This window comes from Kosakonia sp. SOY2 (genome assembly GCF_027109175.1).
Lineage (GTDB): Bacteria > Pseudomonadota > Gammaproteobacteria > Enterobacterales > Enterobacteriaceae > Kosakonia.
This window is the reverse complement of record NZ_JAPVXH010000001.1, coordinates 2,151,753-2,169,616: the sequence shown is the minus strand read 5'-3', so window position 1 is coordinate 2,169,616 and position 17,864 is coordinate 2,151,753. Positions and strand designations below refer to the sequence as shown.

At 55.8% G+C, this 17,864-nt stretch carries 18 protein-coding genes; 16 read left to right on the top strand and 2 right to left on the bottom strand.

Features of this window, described 5'->3' with window-relative positions:
• The first annotated feature begins 98 nt into the window (after positions 1 to 98).
• The 8 genes from O3S68_RS10310 (at position 99) to nei (ending at position 6,083) form a co-directional block, all read left to right on the top strand.
• Positions 99 to 305, top strand: a complete 207-nt coding sequence (locus tag O3S68_RS10310) for a YbfA family protein (RefSeq protein ID WP_017455929.1) — start codon at positions 99 to 101, stop codon at positions 303 to 305.
• Positions 306 to 437: 132 nt separating this feature from the next.
• A complete protein-coding gene (locus tag O3S68_RS10305) occupies positions 438 to 773 on the top strand; it encodes a DUF1722 domain-containing protein (protein WP_331275950.1) in 336 nt (111 codons plus the stop codon).
• Positions 774 to 789: 16 nt separating this feature from the next.
• Complete coding sequence (gene phrB / locus O3S68_RS10300) at positions 790 to 2,202, top strand: deoxyribodipyrimidine photo-lyase (protein ID WP_249882523.1); 1,413 nt, start codon at positions 790 to 792, stop codon at positions 2,200 to 2,202.
• Between the two features lie 10 nt (positions 2,203 to 2,212).
• Entirely contained in the window at positions 2,213 to 2,956 is a 744-nt protein-coding gene (locus O3S68_RS10295) for a type 2 GTP cyclohydrolase I (RefSeq protein ID WP_045509031.1), read from the top strand.
• Positions 2,957 to 2,967: 11 nt separating this feature from the next.
• On the top strand, positions 2,968 to 3,624 hold the full coding sequence (gene pxpB, locus O3S68_RS10290) for a 5-oxoprolinase subunit PxpB (RefSeq protein WP_044489594.1): 657 nt from the start codon (positions 2,968 to 2,970) through the stop codon (positions 3,622 to 3,624).
• The gene (gene pxpC / locus O3S68_RS10285) at positions 3,618 to 4,550 is read left to right on the top strand and encodes a 5-oxoprolinase subunit PxpC (RefSeq protein WP_269231431.1); all 933 of its coding nucleotides are present in this window, start codon (positions 3,618 to 3,620) and stop codon (positions 4,548 to 4,550) included. The genes pxpB and pxpC overlap by 7 nt, the downstream gene beginning before the upstream one ends.
• Entirely contained in the window at positions 4,540 to 5,277 is a 738-nt protein-coding gene (gene pxpA / locus O3S68_RS10280; RefSeq protein ID WP_045509039.1) for a 5-oxoprolinase subunit PxpA, read from the top strand. The genes pxpC and pxpA overlap by 11 nt, the downstream gene beginning before the upstream one ends.
• A gap of 14 nt (positions 5,278 to 5,291) precedes the next feature.
• Positions 5,292 to 6,083 carry an endonuclease VIII gene (gene nei, locus O3S68_RS10275; RefSeq protein ID WP_269231430.1) on the top strand — a complete coding sequence of 264 codons (792 nt, stop codon included), beginning with the start codon at positions 5,292 to 5,294 and terminating at the stop codon, positions 6,081 to 6,083.
• Between the two features lie 46 nt (positions 6,084 to 6,129).
• On the opposite strand, the gene O3S68_RS10270 is transcribed toward nei, so the two are convergent.
• Together O3S68_RS10270 and O3S68_RS24290 are read right to left on the bottom strand one after the other, a co-directional pair.
• Positions 6,130 to 7,416 (bottom strand): citrate synthase, encoded by a 1,287-nt coding sequence (locus O3S68_RS10270; protein ID WP_017455936.1) that lies wholly within the window; start codon positions 7,414 to 7,416, stop codon positions 6,130 to 6,132.
• A gap of 203 nt (positions 7,417 to 7,619) precedes the next feature.
• Positions 7,620 to 7,778, bottom strand: a complete 159-nt coding sequence (locus O3S68_RS24290) for a hypothetical protein (protein ID WP_436873314.1) — start codon at positions 7,776 to 7,778, stop codon at positions 7,620 to 7,622.
• Positions 7,779 to 8,053: 275 nt separating this feature from the next.
• Here O3S68_RS24290 and sdhC point away from each other — a divergent pair, with 275 nt between their 5' ends.
• The 8 genes from sdhC (at position 8,054) to sucD (ending at position 17,855) form a co-directional block, all read left to right on the top strand.
• Positions 8,054 to 8,458, top strand: a complete 405-nt coding sequence (sdhC, locus tag O3S68_RS10265; RefSeq protein ID WP_017455937.1) for a succinate dehydrogenase cytochrome b556 subunit — start codon at positions 8,054 to 8,056, stop codon at positions 8,456 to 8,458.
• Entirely contained in the window at positions 8,452 to 8,799 is a 348-nt protein-coding gene (gene sdhD / locus O3S68_RS10260; RefSeq protein WP_020457051.1) for a succinate dehydrogenase membrane anchor subunit, read from the top strand. Before sdhC ends, sdhD begins: the two co-directional genes overlap by 7 nt.
• Complete coding sequence (gene sdhA / locus O3S68_RS10255) at positions 8,799 to 10,565, top strand: succinate dehydrogenase flavoprotein subunit (protein WP_020457052.1); 1,767 nt, start codon at positions 8,799 to 8,801, stop codon at positions 10,563 to 10,565. The genes sdhD and sdhA overlap by 1 nt, the downstream gene beginning before the upstream one ends.
• Positions 10,566 to 10,580: 15 nt before the next feature.
• Positions 10,581 to 11,297, top strand: coding sequence for a succinate dehydrogenase iron-sulfur subunit (locus O3S68_RS10250; RefSeq protein WP_017455940.1), 717 nt, complete (start codon positions 10,581 to 10,583; stop codon positions 11,295 to 11,297).
• A gap of 376 nt (positions 11,298 to 11,673) precedes the next feature.
• Positions 11,674 to 14,481 carry a 2-oxoglutarate dehydrogenase E1 component gene (gene sucA / locus O3S68_RS10245; RefSeq protein WP_045509043.1) on the top strand — a complete coding sequence of 936 codons (2,808 nt, stop codon included), beginning with the start codon at positions 11,674 to 11,676 and terminating at the stop codon, positions 14,479 to 14,481.
• Positions 14,482 to 14,495: 14 nt separating this feature from the next.
• Positions 14,496 to 15,716 carry a 2-oxoglutarate dehydrogenase complex dihydrolipoyllysine-residue succinyltransferase gene (gene odhB, locus O3S68_RS10240; protein WP_020457054.1) on the top strand — a complete coding sequence of 407 codons (1,221 nt, stop codon included), beginning with the start codon at positions 14,496 to 14,498 and terminating at the stop codon, positions 15,714 to 15,716.
• Positions 15,717 to 15,819: 103 nt separating this feature from the next.
• Entirely contained in the window at positions 15,820 to 16,986 is a 1,167-nt protein-coding gene (sucC, locus tag O3S68_RS10235) for an ADP-forming succinate--CoA ligase subunit beta (protein ID WP_017455943.1), read from the top strand.
• Positions 16,986 to 17,855, top strand: coding sequence for a succinate--CoA ligase subunit alpha (sucD, locus tag O3S68_RS10230; protein WP_020457055.1), 870 nt, complete (start codon positions 16,986 to 16,988; stop codon positions 17,853 to 17,855). The genes sucC and sucD overlap by 1 nt, the downstream gene beginning before the upstream one ends.
• Positions 17,856 to 17,864 lie beyond the last annotated feature (9 nt).

Genomic DNA, 17,864 nt, shown 5'->3' with positions numbered 1-17,864 from the left:
CAGATTTCAGTGCCGCCCTGGTTTTTACGTTAGTAAGTTTCAGTGGGGGCTAATTATTTTCCGGTGCTGCTTACCGGCCTGACAAAGGGGAGAGAATTATGGACACATACAAAGCGTTTCCGGCTCATATTGTGTTGATGCGACGTGCTTTCGCCGTTCTGGCGGGTGTACTGGCGTTGCCGGTAATGTTGTTCTGGAAAGACCGCGCACGTTTTTATAGCTATCTGCATCGCGTCTGGGCAAAAACCAGCGATAAACCGGTGTGGATGGAGCAGGCAGAGAAAGTAGCCTGCGACTTTTATTAATCGACGACACACAGCAAACCTCATCGCCACCGCTTTTGCGGTGGCTTTTTTTTACCTGCGGCCTGTGACTACCCTTACCGGGGTAGAAAAAGGAGCCGTAATGCGCGAGAACATCCCTGCTGGCATTCATGCCTGTATGTCCGGGAAACCCGTCTTTTTTACGGTTGTTGTAGAGGGCTTGCTCTCACGGCTAAGTCGCTCTCTGCCCGCCAGATATTTGCTCCGACCCGCCTGGCGCTAACCACGCGGCGCAATCATACCAGGGCGTTGATGCCTGGTTTTTATCAAACGCTTTATGCCCGCCAGCAGCCAGCCCTCTCCACGCTGATTGAATGTTACCACCAGCGACCCCAGCCACGGCTTGCACCGAAGACCTTACTCAAACACTATATGGTTGAATTTCCCGACGCGTCCCTGGCCGGACTACGCCATGTCAACTCCCGGCCAAAGGCGCGGTGCTTACATTAAGGATATTAGGAGCGGTATGACCACCCATCTGGTCTGGTTTCGCGCGGATTTGCGCGTGCACGACAATCTTGCGCTTGCTGCCGCCTGTCGCAGCGATAACGCGCAGGTAAAAGCCCTGTTTATCGCCACGCCGGCACAGTGGCGGCAACATAATATGGCGCCACGCCAGGCTGCCTGTCTCAATGCGCATCTCAACGCCTTGCAGCAGGCGCTGGCGGAAAAGGGCATTCCGTTGATCTACCGGGAAGCGGCAGATTTTACCGACAGCGTACAAACGGTGGTGGATGTCTGTGGGCGCGAGCAAGTCAGCCATCTTTTTTATAACTATCAATACGAATTTAACGAGCGACAGCGTGACGCGGCCGTCGAAAAGGCATTGCCAAATGTTGCCTGCCAGGGTTTTGACGACAGCGTGATGCTGGCACCTGGTAGCGTGATGACCGGCAATCATGAGATGTATAAAGTCTTTACGCCCTTTAAAAATGCCTTTCTGCGTCGGCTGAAAGCGGATCTGCCTCAGTGTGTCGCCGCACCGCACCCGCGTGAAGGCGTTGAGGTCGCAGTAAAACCGATTACGCTTGATTATCCACAGCAGGAATTTGACGAAAACCTGTTCCCGGCCGATGAGAAAAGCGCTCTCGCACGGCTTCGTCAGTTTTGCCAGCAGCAGGCGGCGGCGTATGAGCAGCAGCGCGATTTCCCGGCAATCGAAGGCACCAGCCGCTTGTCGGCGTGTCTGGCGACTGGCGCGTTATCACCGCGCCAGTGCCTGCATCGTCTGCTGGCTGAACAACCGCGGGCGCTCGACGGCGGACCGGGAGCCGTGTGGCTGAATGAGCTGATTTGGCGCGAATTTTATCGCCATCTGATGACCTATCATCCGGCGCTCTGTAAGCATCGTCCTTTTATAGCCTGGACTGATAAGGTGCAGTGGCAGGAAAACGCCGGGCATCTGCAAGCCTGGCAACGCGGCAATACCGGCTACCCTATTGTTGATGCGGCGATGCGCCAGTTGAACGCCACCGGCTGGATGCACAACCGCTTACGGATGATAACCGCGAGCTTTCTGGTCAAGGACTTACTTATCGACTGGCGCCATGGGGAGCGTTATTTTATGTCGCAGTTGATCGATGGCGATTTCGCGGCAAACAATGGCGGCTGGCAGTGGGCGGCCTCGACGGGCACCGATGCGGCTCCCTATTTTCGTATTTTTAACCCGACCACGCAGGGCGAACGGTTTGATGCTGACGGCGCGTTTATTCGCCACTGGCTACCGGAGCTGAAAAATGTGCCGGAAAAATCGGTGCATCAACCCTGGGACTGGGCGGATAAACACGGGGTAAAACTCGATTATCCCCGCCCGATTGTTGACCATAAACAGGCGCGTACCGCCACGCTGGCGGCCTATGAAGCTGCCCGTAAAGCGTAAAGGAGTGATGATGAAAAATACCGAGCTGGAAAAACTGATTAACGAAAAACTTAACAGTGCGGCGTTCAGTGATTACGGCCCGAACGGGCTACAGGTTGAGGGGCGGGAAACGGTACAGAAAATTATCACCGGCGTGACCGCAAGCCAGGCATTGCTGGACGAAGCGGTACGCCAGCAGGCGGACGCGGTGATTGTGCATCACGGTTATTTCTGGAAAAACGAAGCGCCGATCATTCGCGGGATGAAGCGTAATCGCCTGAAAACGTTACTGGCCAATGACATCAACCTGTATGGCTGGCACCTGCCGCTCGATGCGCACCCGGAGCTTGGCAATAACGCTCAACTGGCGGCGTTGCTCGGCATTAACGTAATGGGCGAAATTGAAGAGTTGCTGCCGTGGGGCGAACTCTCCATGCCGGTTCCGGGGCTGGAGCTGGCGTCGTGGATTGAAGCGCGTCTCGGGCGCAAGCCGCTGTGGTGTGGCGATACCGGGCCGGAAAAAATCACCCGCGTTGCCTGGTGTACCGGCGGCGGGCAGGGTTTTATTGATAAAGCGGCCCGCTTCGGTGTTGATGCGTTTATCACCGGCGAAGTCTCCGAGCAGACCATTCACTCTGCCCGTGAACAGGGGCTGCATTTCTACTCTGCGGGCCACCACGCTACCGAGCGCGGCGGTATTCGCGCGCTCAGCGACTGGCTGAATGAAAATACCGATCTTGACGTCACGTTTATCGATATTCCGAACCCGGCGTAAGGAGAGTACAAGTGCAGCGAGCACGGTGTTATTTGTTAGGTGAAAGCGCGGTGGTGCTGGAGCTGGAGCCTCCGGTACAACTGGCGACGCAAAAGCGTATCTGGCGGCTGACGCAGCGGCTGGCGGACGTGCCGGACGTGGTGGAAGCCATTCCGGGGATGAATAACATTACGGTGGTGCTGCGCGATCCGCATTCGCTGGCGCTCGACGCGATTGAGCGTTTACAGCGCTGGTGGGAAGAGAGCGAGGCGCTGGAGCCAGAGTCACGATCCATTGAGATCCCGGTGCTGTACGGCAAAGCGGCCGGGCCGGATCTGGGGCTGGTGGCGGAACACTGCCGGATGACGGAAAAGCAGGTTGTTGAGCTGCATGCTTCTGTCGATTACGTGGTGTGGTTTCTTGGTTTCCAGCCTGGTTTCCCTTATCTGGGCGGGATGCCGGAGGCGCTCGCCACACCGCGCCGCGCTGAACCGCGAGTGAGCGTTCCCGCCGGCTCTGTCGCCATTGGCGGCGCGCAAACCGGCATTTACCCACTGGAAACGCCCGGCGGCTGGAACCTGATTGGCCGTACCGATCTGGCGCTGTTCAACCCGCGCTTGCCGGAGCCGGTGCTATTACGTCCGGGCGACACGCTGCGGTTTGTGCCGCGCAAGGAGGGCGTATGCTGAAAATTATCCGCGCGGGAATGTATACCACCTTGCAGGGCGGCAAACGTATTGGCTTGCGCCAGTCCGGCGTCAGTTATTGTGGCGCGCTGGACGAACCCGCGTTGCAGATTGCCAATGCGCTGGTGGGAAACGCGCCGGAGGCGGCGGCGCTGGAAATCACCTTTGGTCAGTGCGAAGTGGAGTTTGGTCGCGATGTCTGGTTTGCGCTCACTGGCGCAGGCTGTGAGGCGAAACTTGACAGTAAAGCGGTGTGGACCGGCTGGCGATTTGCGGCAAAAGCCGGGCAGCGGCTGGTGCTGAAAAGGCCGCTGCATGGCGTGCGCAGTTACCTGGCGATAGCGGGTAGCTTTGCAGTACCTGCGGTGATGGGCTCGGTCAGTACCGATCTGAAAACCGCTATCGGCGGGCTGGAAGGGCGATTATTGCGCGATGGCGATGTGTTGCCACTGGGCGAACCTGTCCGTCATTTTCACACGCAGCAAGGGGTAAAACAGTTGCTGTGGGGCAACCGTATTCGCGCGTTGCCAGGGCCGGAGTATCACGAATTTGACAGCGCCTCGCAGGAGGCGCTCTGGCGTTTGCCGTGGCAGATAAGCCCGCAGAGTAACCGCATGGGTTATCGTTTGCAGGGCCAGCCGCTGGTGCGCACTACGTCACGCGAACTGCTTTCCCACGGCTTGTTGCCGGGCGTCGTGCAGGTTCCCTCTAACGGGCAACCGATAGTGCTGATGAATGATGCCCAGACCACAGGTGGCTACCCGCGAATTGCCTGCATTATCGAGGCGGATATGTACCATCTGGCGCAAATCCCACTCGGGCAGCCGATACACTTTGTCCAGTGCTCGCTGGATGAGGCACTGAAGGCGCGGCGCGAGCAGCGTATCTATCTCGATCAACTGGCATGGCGTCTGCACAATGAAGATTGATTTAAACGCCGATCTCGGCGAAGGCTGCGGCAACGATGCGGCGCTGCTCCAGCTTGTTTCTTCCGCCAATATCGCCTGCGGTTTCCACGCAGGGGATGCGCAAACCATGCTGAGCTGTGTGCGCGAAGCATTGCGTAACGGCGTGGCGGTGGGCGCCCATCCCTCTTTTCCGGATCGGGAGAATTTTGGCCGTACGCCGATGCACCTGCCACCGGATATTGTCTATGCGCAGATGCTGTATCAAATTGGTGCCCTGGCGGCGATGGTGCGTGCCGAAGGCGGCAAACTGCACCATGTGAAACCGCACGGTATGCTCTACAACCAGGCGGCGGATGACGTGGCGCTGGCCGATGCCATTGCTGGAGCGGTTTACGATGCAGATCCCGCATTGATTCTGGTTGGGCTGGCGGGCAGCGAGTTAATTCGTGCCGGAGAGCGTTATGGTTTGCGTACGCGCCAGGAGGTGTTTGCCGATCGCGGCTACCTTCGCGATGGTCGGCTGGTGCCGCGCAGTGAGCCTGCCGCACTGATTGATGATGACAATTTGGCGCTGGCGCAAACGCTGGAGATGGTGCTGGAAGGGCGGGTGAGGTGTGTCACCGGTGAGTTTGTTAATGTGCAGGCGCAAACGGTGTGCCTGCATGGTGATGGCGAGCACGCGCTGCTGTTTGCCCGCCGCTTACATGGTGCCTTTGCCCAACGTGGTGTGATGATTTCCGCCCACTAACGCAAGGAGTTTTTATGCCGGAAGGACCGGAGATCCGCCGGGCGGCGGATACGCTTGAAGCCGCTGTTAAAGATAAACCATTGACGGATGTCTGGTTTGGCCTGCCGTCGTTGAAAGGTTTCGCCGCTGATCTGGTGGGGCAGTACGTTGAGAATATTGAAACGCGGGGAAAAGCGCTTCTGACGCATTTTTCCGGTGGACTGACGCTTTACAGCCATAACCAGCTGTACGGCGTCTGGCGCGTGGTCGGGGCAGGTGAGATCCCGCAAACCAACCGTGTGCTGCGTGTGCGGCTGCAAACGGAGCAGAAGGCGATTTTGCTGTACAGCGCGTCGGACATTGCGTTACTCACCCCGGAACAACTGGCGCAGCATCCGTTTTTACAGCGTGTTGGCCCGGATGTGCTGGATATGACGCTAACCGTAGAGCAGGTAAAAGCGCGGCTGTTATCTCCCCGTTTTCGCCGTCGCCAGTTTTCCGGGTTATTGCTCGATCAGGCCTTTCTTGCCGGGCTGGGAAATTACCTGCGCGTCGAAATTCTCTGGCAAAGCGCCCTGGCACCGCAGCGTAACGCTTCGCAGCTAAGCGAAGAACAACTCGACGTGTTAGCGCATGCGCTGCTGGATATTCCGCGTTTGTCGTACCAGACACGCGGCGTGGTGGATGAGAATCAACACCACAGCGCGCTGTTTCACTTTAAGGTGTTTCACCGCGCAGGCGAACCGTGCGAGCGTTGCGGCGGGATAATTGCGAAAACCACCATGTCGTCCCGGCCGTTTTACTGGTGCCCGGCTTGTCAGCATTGAAATAAAAAACGCGCCTGAAGGCGCGTTTTTTTCTGTGGGTTAGCTATCAATCTTTTTTCAGATCGGAGCTGAACTCGCGTTTTTCATAACCGGTGTACAACTGGCGCGGACGGGCAATTTTGATGCCGTCGTCGTGCATTTCGTTCCAGTGTGCAATCCAGCCCACGGTACGCGCCATCGCGAAGATAACGGTAAACATGGAAGAAGGAATACCCATCGCTTTCAGAATGATACCGGAGTAGAAGTCGACGTTCGGGTAGAGCTTACGTTCGATAAAGTACGGGTCGTTGAGCGCAATGTGCTCAAGCTCCATCGCCACTTCCAGCAGATCATCTTTGGTGCCCAGCTCACGCAGCACTTCGTGGCAGGTTTCACGCATCACGGTCGCGCGCGGGTCATAGTTCTTGTAGACACGGTGACCGAAGCCCATCAGACGGAACGAATCGTTTTTGTCTTTGGCGCGGCGCAGGAATTCCGGAATGTGTTTCACGGTACTGATCTCTTCCAGCATCTTCAGCGCAGCTTCGTTGGCGCCGCCGTGTGCTGGTCCCCACAGGGAGGCGATACCCGCGGCGATACAGGCGAACGGGTTCGCGCCAGAAGAGCCAGCGGTACGCACGGTAGAGGTGGAAGCGTTTTGTTCATGGTCGGCGTGCAGGATCAGAATGCGGTCCATTGCGCGTTCCAGCACCGGGTTCACTTCATACGGTTCACACGGCGTGGAGAACATCATGTGCAGGAAGTTACCGGCGTAGGAGAGGTTATTCTGCGGGTAGACGAACGGCTGACCAATGGAATATTTGTAACACATCGCCGCAACGGTCGGCATTTTCGACAGCAGGCGGAACGCGGCAATCTCGCGGTGACGCGGATTGTTAACATCCAGTGAGTCATGGTAGAACGCGGCCAGCGCGCCGGTCACACCGCACAGCACCGCCATTGGGTGCGAGTCGCGACGGAAACCGTGGAACAGACGGGTGATCTGCTCATGGATCATGGTATGGCGCGTTACGGTCAGTTTGAATTCGTCAAACTGTTCCTGCGTCGGTTTTTCGCCGTACAGCAGAATGTAGCAGACTTCCAGATAGTTGGATTCGGTCGCCAGTTGGTCGATAGGGAAACCACGGTGCAGCAGAATACCTTCGTCACCATCGATAAAGGTGATTTTCGATTCGCATGATGCGGTAGAGGTAAAACCTGGGTCAAAAGTGAATACCCCTTTTGAACCGAGACTACGGATATCAATCACATCCTGACCGAGCGTGCCTTTTAGCACATCCAGTTCAATAGCAGCGTCACCATTGTAGGTGATGGTTGCTTTCTTATCAGCCATTTACGGTCTCCTTAGCGCCTTATTGCTTAAGACCGCCAGTCACCGGATTTGCATTCAACTGCCCGTCAACGTTACCAGTTTGTTATTTAGCTCGCAGCTCTGTTGAGAGGAGGTACCAGGGTACAGAGCGATGGGCGCGTGCAAGTACACATTGAAAACACAGTGAAAAAACAGCAAATCAGCGTCTTAGCAGTCCGAATTTATCAAACCTGTATACCACTAATAACTGTCCTGATTACATCGGTCAATACCATCACACTGTTACATAACTTATTCTCAGGTGAAAGTAAGACCCCATAACTTTTGCGAATTATAAGCCCTTTCTGGCGTAGTTTGTAACAAGAATGTTTAACTTTTGTCAAATCAGATGATTAAAATTTAAAAGAATGTTGTTATCGTGATGGGGGTCACTGTTCTGCATAAAACCCGACAAACTATATGTAGGTTAATTGTAATGATTTTGTGAACGACCTATACTGCCGCCAGGTCTCCGGAATACCCCTGCAATCCCGAGCCACCCAGCGTTGTAACCTGTCGTTTAGCATCTGGAAGCTAATTTTTTGCATGACGAGCAGTTATAGAAAAGGACGCTGTCTGACCCGCACGCAGACCGGAGGAAGGAAACTATAAGAATAGCATGTGGGCGTTATTCATGATAAAAAATGTGAAAAAACAAAGACCTGTCAATCTGGATCTGACAACAATTCGGTTTCCTGTTACGGCTATAGCTTCCATTCTCCACCGCGTTTCCGGCGTCATTACTTTCGTGGCGGTTGGCATTCTGCTGTGGTTATTGGGCCTGTCGCTGTCGTCCGAAGAGGGCTTCCTGACCGCCTCTGCCATCATGAGCAGCTTTTTCGTTAAATTCATTTTCTGGGGCATCCTGACAGCGCTGGCTTATCACGCTGTGGGCGGTATTCGCCATATGTTAATGGATTTTGGCTGGCTGGAAGAAACCTTCGAAGCGGGAAAGCGTTCCGCTAATCTCTCTTTTGCAATCACTGTCGTGCTTTCAATTCTCGCAGGAGTCCTCGTATGGTAAGCAACGCCTCCGCATTAGGACGCAACGGCGTACATGATTTTATTCTTGTCCGTGCTACTGCCATCGTCCTGACGTTATACATCATCTATATGGTCGGTTTTTTTGCCACGCACGGCGATCTGACCTGGGTGGTATGGACTGGGTTTTTCTCCTCCGCTTTCACGAAAGTCTTCACGCTGCTGGCGCTGTTTTCGATTCTGATCCATGCCTGGATTGGCATGTGGCAGGTGTTGACCGACTACGTTAAACCGCTGGCTGTGCGCCTGGTTCTGCAACTGGCTATCGTCGTTGCACTCGCGGCTTACGTGATTTATGGATTCGTTGTGGTGTGGGGTGTGTAATGAAACTGCCAGTCAGAGAATTTGATGCTGTTGTTATTGGTGCCGGTGGCGCAGGTATGCGCGCGGCGCTGCAAATTTCCCAGAGCGGGCAAACCTGTGCGCTGCTCTCTAAAGTCTTTCCAACCCGTTCTCACACCGTATCTGCGCAGGGCGGTATTACCGTTGCGCTGGGTAATACCCATGAAGATAACTGGGAATGGCACATGTACGACACGGTAAAAGGTTCCGATTACATCGGTGACCAGGATGCCATTGAATATATGTGTAAAACCGGCCCGGAAGCGATTCTTGAGCTGGAACATATGGGGCTGCCGTTCTCCCGTCTCGATGATGGCCGTATCTATCAACGCCCGTTTGGCGGCCAGTCGAAAAACTTCGGCGGCGAGCAGGCGGCGCGCACGGCAGCCGCAGCGGACCGTACCGGTCATGCGCTGTTGCACACCCTTTATCAGCAAAACCTGAAAAATCACACGACGATCTTTTCCGAGTGGTACGCGCTGGATCTGGTGAAAAACCAGGATGGCGCGGTGGTGGGTTGTACCGCACTGTGTATTGAAACCGGTGAAGTGGTCTACTTCAAAGCGCGTGCAACCGTGCTGGCGACCGGCGGCGCGGGCCGTATTTATCAGTCCACCACCAACGCACATATCAATACCGGCGACGGCGTGGGTATGGCGCTGCGCGCAGGCGTACCGGTGCAGGATATGGAAATGTGGCAGTTCCACCCGACCGGTATCGCTGGCGCGGGTGTGCTGGTAACGGAAGGTTGCCGAGGTGAAGGCGGTTACCTGCTGAACAAACATGGCGAGCGCTTTATGGAGCGTTATGCGCCAAACGCCAAAGACCTGGCGGGTCGTGATGTGGTGGCGCGTTCCATCATGATCGAAATCCGTGAAGGTCGCGGCTGTGACGGCCCGTGGGGCCCGCACGCGAAACTGAAACTCGATCACCTGGGTAAAGAGGTGCTGGAATCGCGCCTGCCGGGGATCCTTGAACTGTCGCGCACCTTCGCGCACGTCGACCCGGTGAAAGAGCCGATCCCGGTCATCCCGACTTGCCACTATATGATGGGCGGTATTCCGACCAAAGTCACTGGCCAGGCGCTGACGGTGAACGAGAAGGGCGAAGATGTCGTCATTCCGGGGCTGTTTGCCGTAGGTGAAATTGCCTGTGTATCCGTACACGGTGCTAACCGTCTGGGTGGTAACTCGCTGCTGGATCTGGTGGTGTTCGGTCGCGCGGCAGGTCTGCATTTACAAGAGTCTATCGCCGAGCAGGGCGCGCTGCGCGATGCCAGCGAGTCTGATATCGAAGGTTCCCTTGAGCGCCTCAACCGCTGGAACAACAACCGCAATGGCGAAGATCCGGTCACCATTCGTAAAGCGCTGCAAGAGTGTATGCAGCATAACTTCTCGGTCTTCCGCGAAGGCGATGCGATGGCGAAAGGGCTTGAGCAACTGAAAGTGATCCGCGAACGTCTGAAAAACGCCCGTCTGGACGATACCTCCACCGAATTTAACACCCAGCGCGTTGAGTGCCTGGAGCTGGATAACCTGATGGAAACCGCGTATGCAACGGCGGTCTCCGCAAACTTCCGTACTGAGAGCCGTGGCGCGCATAGCCGCTTCGACTATCCGGATCGTGACGACGAAAACTGGCTGTGCCATTCCCTGTATCTGCCAGAAACGGAGTCCATGACGCGTCGCAGCGTCAATATGGAACCGAAACTGCGTCCGGCATTCCCGCCGAAGATTCGTACTTATTAATGCGGAGACAGGATAATGAAACTCGAATTTTCGATTTATCGCTATAACCCGGACGTTGATGACGCGCCGCGCATGCAGGATTACACCCTTGAAGGCGAAGAAGGGCGTGACATGATGCTGCTGGATGCGTTAATGCAGCTGAAAGAAAAAGATCCTACGCTGTCGTTCCGCCGCTCCTGCCGTGAAGGGGTGTGTGGTTCTGATGGTTTGAACATGAACGGTAAGAATGGTCTGGCGTGTATCACCCCGATTTCCGCTCTGGGCAACGGCAAACAGAAGATTGTGATCCGTCCTCTGCCTGGTCTGCCGGTAATCCGCGATTTGGTGGTGGACATGGGACAATTCTATGCCCAATATGAGAAGATTAAGCCTTACTTATTGAATAATGGGCAAAATCCGCCAGCAAGAGAGCACTTACAGTCACCTGACCAGCGTGAAAAACTCGACGGTTTGTATGAATGTATTCTCTGCGCTTGCTGCTCGACATCTTGCCCGTCGTTCTGGTGGAACCCGGACAAATTTATCGGCCCGGCCGGTCTGCTGGCGGCGTACCGTTTCCTGATCGATAGCCGCGATACGGAAACCGATAACCGTCTGGAAGGGTTAAGCGATGCTTTCAGCGTATTCCGCTGCCACAGCATTATGAACTGCGTCAGTGTATGCCCGAAAGGGCTGAACCCGACGCGCGCCATCGGCCATATTAAGTCGATGTTGTTGCAACGAAGCGCATAAATGTCAGTGCCGGATGGCGCTGACGCGTATCCGGCCTACATTAATAGTGATGTTTTTTTTGCCCGGCAGCGTTAGCGCCGCCGGGTAACAAGGAAGCAGGAAACCTTTAAAAACCGCCACAGTAGACATAATCGAGATGTCTGGTGCGAGACAAGGCGGCAACTGAGCGCATCCCTGGGAGCATAGTCAACTATGTGACCAGGGTAAGCAAAGGTAGCCAACGCAGTCGCAGCCCGGACAGCGAAGATTAGGCAGTTTTTAAAGGTTCCTTCGCGGGCCACCAAGAGCCCGCAAGTGAACCCTGGGACGTGCGCTAACGGGTGTACGTCGTAGTTATCCACGGCGAAGTAAGCATAACAATGCTTAAGGGATCACGATGCAGAACGGCGCAATGAAAGCCTGGCTGGACTCTTCTTACCTCTCTGGGTCGAACCAGAGCTGGATAGAACAGCTCTATGAAGACTTCTTAACCGATCCTGACTCGGTAGATGCAAACTGGCGTTCTATGTTCCAGCAGTTACCGGGCACCGGAGTCAAACCGGATCAGTTCCACTCCAAGACGCGTGATTATTTCCGTCAGCTGGCGAAAGATGCTTCACGTTACTCTTCCTCTATTTCCGACCCCGACACCAATGTGAAGCAGGTTAAAGTCCTGCAACTTATCAACGCATACCGTTTTCGTGGTCATCAACATGCGAACCTCGATCCGCTGGGATTGTGGCAGCAAGAGAGGGTTCCCGATCTCGATCCGGCTTATCACGATCTGACGGAAGCCGATTTCCAGAACAGCTTTAACGTGGGGTCTTTTGCGATTGGCAAAGACACCATGCCGCTGGGCGAATTGATTAACGCACTGAAAGAGACCTATTGCGGTTCGATCGGTGCGGAATATATGCATATCACCAGCACCGAAGAGAAGCGCTGGATCCAGCAACGCATCGAATCCGCAGCCGGTAAATCCAGCTTTAGCAGCGAAGAGAAAAAACGCTTCCTGACTGAACTGACGGCCGCAGAAGGTCTTGAACGTTATCTGGGCGCGAAATTCCCCGGTGCGAAGCGCTTCTCGCTGGAAGGCGGCGATGCGCTGGTGCCGATGCTCAAAGAGATGATCCGTCATGCGGGCAAGAGCGGTACCCGTGAAGTGGTGCTGGGTATGGCGCACCGCGGACGTCTGAACGTACTGGTTAACGTGCTGGGTAAACAGCCGCAGGATCTGTTTGACGAATTCGCCGGTAAACATAAAGAACACCTCGGCACCGGCGACGTGAAATACCACATGGGCTTCTCGTCCGACGTGGAAACGGAAGGCGGCCTGGTACACCTGGCGCTGGCGTTTAACCCGTCACACCTCGAGATTGTCAGCCCGGTGGTTATCGGTTCCGTTCGTGCGCGTCTTGACCGCCTTGACGAACCGAGCAGCAATAAAGTGCTGCCAATCACCATTCACGGTGACGCCGCCGTTGCAGGCCAGGGCGTGGTGCAGGAAACCCTGAACATGTCGAAAGCACGCGGCTACGAAGTGGGTGGCACAGTGCGTATCGTCATTAACAACCAGGTGGGCTTCACCACCTCGAACCCGCTGGATGCGCGCTCTACGCCATACTGTACCGACATCGGTAAGATGGTGCAGGCGCCGATTTTCCACGTTAATGCGGACGATCCGGAAGCAGTGGCGTTCGTCACTCGCCTGGCGCTCGACTTCCGTAATACTTTCAAACGCGATGTCTTTATCGACCTGGTGTGCTACCGCCGTCACGGCCACAACGAAGCCGACGAGCCGAGCGCAACCCAGCCGCTGATGTACCAGAAAATCAAAAAACACCCGACGCCGCGCAAAATCTACGCCGATCGCCTGGAGCAGGAAAAAACCATTACGCTGGAAGATGCCACCGAAATGGTAAACCTGTACCGCGATGCGCTGGATGCGGGTGAGTGTGTGGTCGCCGAATGGCGTCCGATGAATATGCACTCCTTTACCTGGTCGCCTTACCTCAACCACGAGTGGGATGAGAGCTACCCGAACAAGGTGGAAATGAAGCGCTTGCAGGAGCTGGCAAAACGCATCAGTACGGTGCCGGAAGCCATCGAAATGCAGTCCCGCGTGGCGAAGATTTACGCTGACCGCCAGTTGATGGCGAGCGGCGAGAAGTTGTTCGACTGGGGCGGCGCAGAAACACTGGCGTATGCCACGCTGGTGGATGAAGGGATTCCGGTACGTTTGTCCGGTGAAGACTCCGGCCGCGGCACCTTCTTCCATCGCCATGCGGTGATCCACAACCAGGCGAACGGTTCTACCTATACGCCGCTGAGCCATGTACACAATTCGCAGGGGGCGTTCCGCGTGTGGGACTCCGTGCTCTCCGAAGAAGCGGTACTGGCGTTTGAATATGGGTATGCCACGGCAGAACCGCGCACGCTGACCATCTGGGAAGCGCAGTTCGGCGATTTCGCCAACGGCGCGCAAGTGGTTATCGACCAGTTCATCAGCTCCGGCGAGCAGAAATGGGGCCGTATGTGTGGCCTGGTGATGCTGCTGCCGCACGGTTATGAAGGCCAGGGCCCGGAGCACTCCTCCGCGCGTCTGGAGCGTTATCTGCAACTGTGTGCTGAGCAAAATATGCAGGTCTGCGTGCCGTCTACCCCGGCGCAGGTTTACCACATGCTGCGTCGCCAGGCGCTGCGCGGTATGCGTCGTCCGCTGGTGGTGATGTCGCCGAAGTCGCTGCTGCGTCATCCGCAGGCGGTTTCCACGCTGGATGAGCTGGCGAACGGCACCTTTATGCCGGCGATTGGCGAAGTGGATGATCTTGATCCGCAAGGCGTTAAGCGCGTGATCCTTTGCTCTGGTAAGGTCTATTATGATCTGCTGGAACAGCGTCGTAAAAACGACCAGAAAGATGTCGCGATTGTGCGTATCGAACAGCTTTACCCGTTCCCGCACCAGTCGGTGCAGGAAGCGCTGAAACCTTACGCTCACGTACATGATTTTGTCTGGTGCCAGGAAGAGCCGCTTAACCAGGGCGCCTGGTACTGCAGCCAGCATCATTTCCGTGATGTGATTCCGTTTGGGGCCGCTCTGCGTTATGCAGGTCGCCCGGCCTCCGCCTCTCCGGCGGTGGGATACCTGTCCGTTCACCAGAAACAGCAACAAGATCTGGTAAATGACGCGCTGAACGTCGATTAATTAAAGGATAAATAATGAGTAGCGTAGATATTCTTGTTCCCGATCTGCCCGAGTCCGTTGCTGACGCGACCGTTGCGACCTGGCACAAAAAACCAGGCGATAGCGTACGACGCGACGAAGTGTTGGTCGAAATCGAAACTGACAAAGTGGTACTGGAAGTACCGGCGTCGGCAGACGGTATTCTGGACGCGGTGCTGGAAGATGAAGGCACCACTGTGACCTCCCGCCAGATCCTGGGCCGCCTGAAAGAGGGCAACAGCTCTGGTAAAGAGAGCAGCGCCAAATCTGAAGAGAAAGAGTCCACGCCGGCACAGCGCCAGCAGGCCTCGCTGGAAGAGCAAAACAATGACGCACTGAGCCCGGCGATCCGTCGCCTGCTGGCTGAGCACAACCTCGAAGCCAGCGCTATCAAAGGCACGGGCGTTGGCGGTCGTATTACACGCGAAGATGTTGAGAAACATCTGGCGAAAGCACCGGCGAAAGAGGAAAAACCAGCTGCTGCTCCGGCGAGCGCCCCGGTGGCACCGCTGGCTGGCCGTACCGAAAAACGCGTGCCGATGACCCGTCTGCGCAAACGCGTTGCCGAGCGTCTGCTGGAAGCGAAAAACTCTACCGCCATGCTGACGACGTTCAACGAAGTCAACATGAAGCCGATTATGGATCTGCGTAAGCAGTACGGTGACGCGTTTGAAAAACGTCACGGTATCCGCCTGGGCTTTATGTCTTTCTACGTGAAAGCGGTGGTTGAAGCGCTGAAACGCTACCCGGAAGTGAACGCATCCATCGATGGCGATGACGTGGTTTACCACAACTATTTCGATGTCAGCATGGCGGTTTCCACGCCGCGTGGTCTGGTAACACCGGTGTTGCGCGATGTCGATACGCTGGGCATGGCGGATATCGAGAAGAAAATCAAAGAGCTGGCAGTGAAAGGCCGTGACGGCAAACTGACCGTTGACGATCTGACCGGCGGTAACTTCACCATCACCAACGGTGGGGTGTTCGGTTCGCTGATGTCTACACCGATCATCAACCCGCCGCAGAGCGCGATTCTGGGCATGCACGCCATTAAAGATCGCCCGATGGCGGTTGATGGCAAGGTTGAGATCCTGCCGATGATGTACCTGGCGCTCTCTTACGATCACCGTCTGATTGACGGTCGCGAATCCGTTGGTTTCCTGGTAGCCATCAAAGAGCTGCTGGAAGATCCGACTCGCTTGCTGCTGGACGTCTAGTGTCCTTAGCCCGGCAACGTCAGTTGCCGGGCCACTATAACGAGCACCTGCTTTGTAGGCCGTCATCCGGCGTGACAAATTAAATGAAGGATGGATAGAACACATGAACTTACACGAGTATCAGGCGAAACAACTGTTTGCCCGGTCAGGTCTGCCGACTCCGGTTGGTTACGCCTGTACTACCCCGCGTGAAGCCGAAGAAGCGGCATCCAAAATCGGCGCAGGCCCTTGGGTGGTTAAATGCCAGGTCCATGCCGGCGGCCGTGGTAAAGCGGGCGGCGTAAAAGTCGTCAACAGCAAAGAAGATATTCGCGCCTTCGCGGAAAACTGGCTGGGCAAACGCCTGGTGACCTACCAAACAGACGCGAACGGCCAGCCGGTAAACCAGATTCTGGTTGAAGCGGCAACCGATATCGACAAAGAGCTGTATCTGGGCGCGGTGGTTGACCGTAGCTCTCGCCGTGTCGTGTTCATGGCCTCCACCGAAGGTGGCGTGGAAATCGAGAAAGTGGCGGAAGAGACCCCGCACCTGATCCACAAAACCACCATCGACCCGCTGACCGGCCCGATGCCGTATCAGGGGCGTGACCTGGCGTTCAAACTGGGTCTGGAAGGCAAGCAGGTTCAGCAATTCACCAAGATTTTCATGGGGCTGGCGACCATTTTCCTTGAGCGCGATCTGGCGCTGATTGAAATCAACCCGCTGGTTATCACTAAACAGGGTGATCTGATCTGCCTCGACGGCAAACTGGGTGCTGACGGCAACGCTCTGTTCCGCCAGCCGGAACTGCGCGAAATGCGCGACCAGTCGCAGGAAGATCCGCGCGAAGCGCAGGCGGCGCACTGGGAACTGAACTATGTTGCACTGGATGGCAACATCGGCTGTATGGTCAACGGCGCAGGTCTGGCGATGGGCACCATGGACATCGTGAAACTGCACGGTGGCGAACCGGCGAACTTCCTGGATGTGGGCGGCGGCGCGACCAAAGAGCGCGTGACCGAAGCGTTCAAAATTATCCTTTCCGATGAGAACGTGAAAGCGGTACTGGTTAACATCTTCGGCGGTATCGTGCGTTGCGACCTGATCGCTGACGGTATCATCGGCGCGGTAGAAGAAGTCGGTGTTAACGTACCGGTGGTTGTGCGTCTGGAAGGTAACAATGCTGAACTGGGCGCGAAACGCCTGGCGGACAGCGGCCTGAATATTATTGCAGCGAAAAGTCTGACGGATGCAGCACAGCAGGTTGTTGCCGCAGTGGAGGGGAAATAATGTCTGTTTTGATTGATAAGAACACCAAAGTTATCTGCCAGGGCTTCACCGGAAGCCAGGGGACTTTCCACTCCGAGCAGGCAATTGCCTATGGCACCCAGATGGTTGGCGGCGTTACGCCAGGCAAAGGCGGCACCACGCACCTTGGCCTGCCGGTGTTTAACACCGTGCGCGAAGCGGTTGAAGCAACTGGCGCGACGGCTACCGTGATCTATGTTCCGGCACCGTTCTGCAAAGACTCGATCCTCGAAGCCATCGACGCGGGCATTAAACTGATTATCACCATTACTGAAGGTATTCCGACGCTGGATATGCTGACGGTGAAAGTGAAGCTGGACGAAGCTGGCGTGCGCATGATTGGCCCGAACTGCCCGGGTGTTATCACCCCAGGCGAGTGCAAAATCGGTATCATGCCTGGCCATATTCATAAGCCTGGTAAAGTCGGTATTGTTTCCCGTTCCGGTACGCTGACCTATGAAGCGGTTAAACAGACCACAGATTACGGTTTCGGCCAGTCCACCTGTGTGGGCATCGGCGGTGACCCGATCCCGGGTTCAAACTTTATCGATATCCTGAAACTGTTCCAGGAAGATCCGCAGACCGAAGCGATTGTAATGATCGGTGAGATCGGCGGCAGCGCGGAAGAAGAAGCTGCGGCGTATATTAAAGATCACGTGACCAAACCGGTGGTGGGTTATATCGCAGGTGTGACCGCGCCGAAAGGCAAACGTATGGGCCACGCAGGCGCCATCATTGCCGGTGGTAAAGGCACCGCAGATGAGAAATTCGCTGCTCTGGAAGCGGCGGGTGTGAAAACCGTACGTAGCCTGGCCGATATCGGCGAAGCGCTGAAATCTGTTATCAAATAAAACCTCATT

Bases quoted from the DNA above. Each gene is read 5' to 3' on its own strand.
- O3S68_RS10310 (WP_017455929.1), top strand. From the start codon at position 99: ATGGACACATACAAAGCGTTTCCGGCTCATATTGTGTTGATGCGACGT.
- phrB (WP_249882523.1), top strand. From the start codon at position 790: ATGACCACCCATCTGGTCTGGTTTCGCGCGGATTTGCGCGTGCACGAC.
- O3S68_RS10295 (WP_045509031.1), top strand. From the start codon at position 2,213: ATGAAAAATACCGAGCTGGAAAAACTGATTAACGAAAAACTTAACAGT.
- pxpC (WP_269231431.1), top strand. From the start codon at position 3,618: ATGCTGAAAATTATCCGCGCGGGAATGTATACCACCTTGCAGGGCGGC.
- pxpA (WP_045509039.1), top strand. From the start codon at position 4,540: ATGAAGATTGATTTAAACGCCGATCTCGGCGAAGGCTGCGGCAACGAT.
- nei (WP_269231430.1), top strand. From the start codon at position 5,292: ATGCCGGAAGGACCGGAGATCCGCCGGGCGGCGGATACGCTTGAAGCC.
- O3S68_RS10270 (WP_017455936.1), bottom strand. From the start codon at position 7,416: ATGGCTGATAAGAAAGCAACCATCACCTACAATGGTGACGCTGCTATT.
- sdhC (WP_017455937.1), top strand. From the start codon at position 8,054: ATGTGGGCGTTATTCATGATAAAAAATGTGAAAAAACAAAGACCTGTC.
- sdhD (WP_020457051.1), top strand. From the start codon at position 8,452: ATGGTAAGCAACGCCTCCGCATTAGGACGCAACGGCGTACATGATTTT.
- sdhA (WP_020457052.1), top strand. From the start codon at position 8,799: ATGAAACTGCCAGTCAGAGAATTTGATGCTGTTGTTATTGGTGCCGGT.
- O3S68_RS10250 (WP_017455940.1), top strand. From the start codon at position 10,581: ATGAAACTCGAATTTTCGATTTATCGCTATAACCCGGACGTTGATGAC.
- sucA (WP_045509043.1), top strand. From the start codon at position 11,674: ATGCAGAACGGCGCAATGAAAGCCTGGCTGGACTCTTCTTACCTCTCT.
- odhB (WP_020457054.1), top strand. From the start codon at position 14,496: ATGAGTAGCGTAGATATTCTTGTTCCCGATCTGCCCGAGTCCGTTGCT.
- sucC (WP_017455943.1), top strand. From the start codon at position 15,820: ATGAACTTACACGAGTATCAGGCGAAACAACTGTTTGCCCGGTCAGGT.
- sucD (WP_020457055.1), top strand. From the start codon at position 16,986: ATGTCTGTTTTGATTGATAAGAACACCAAAGTTATCTGCCAGGGCTTC.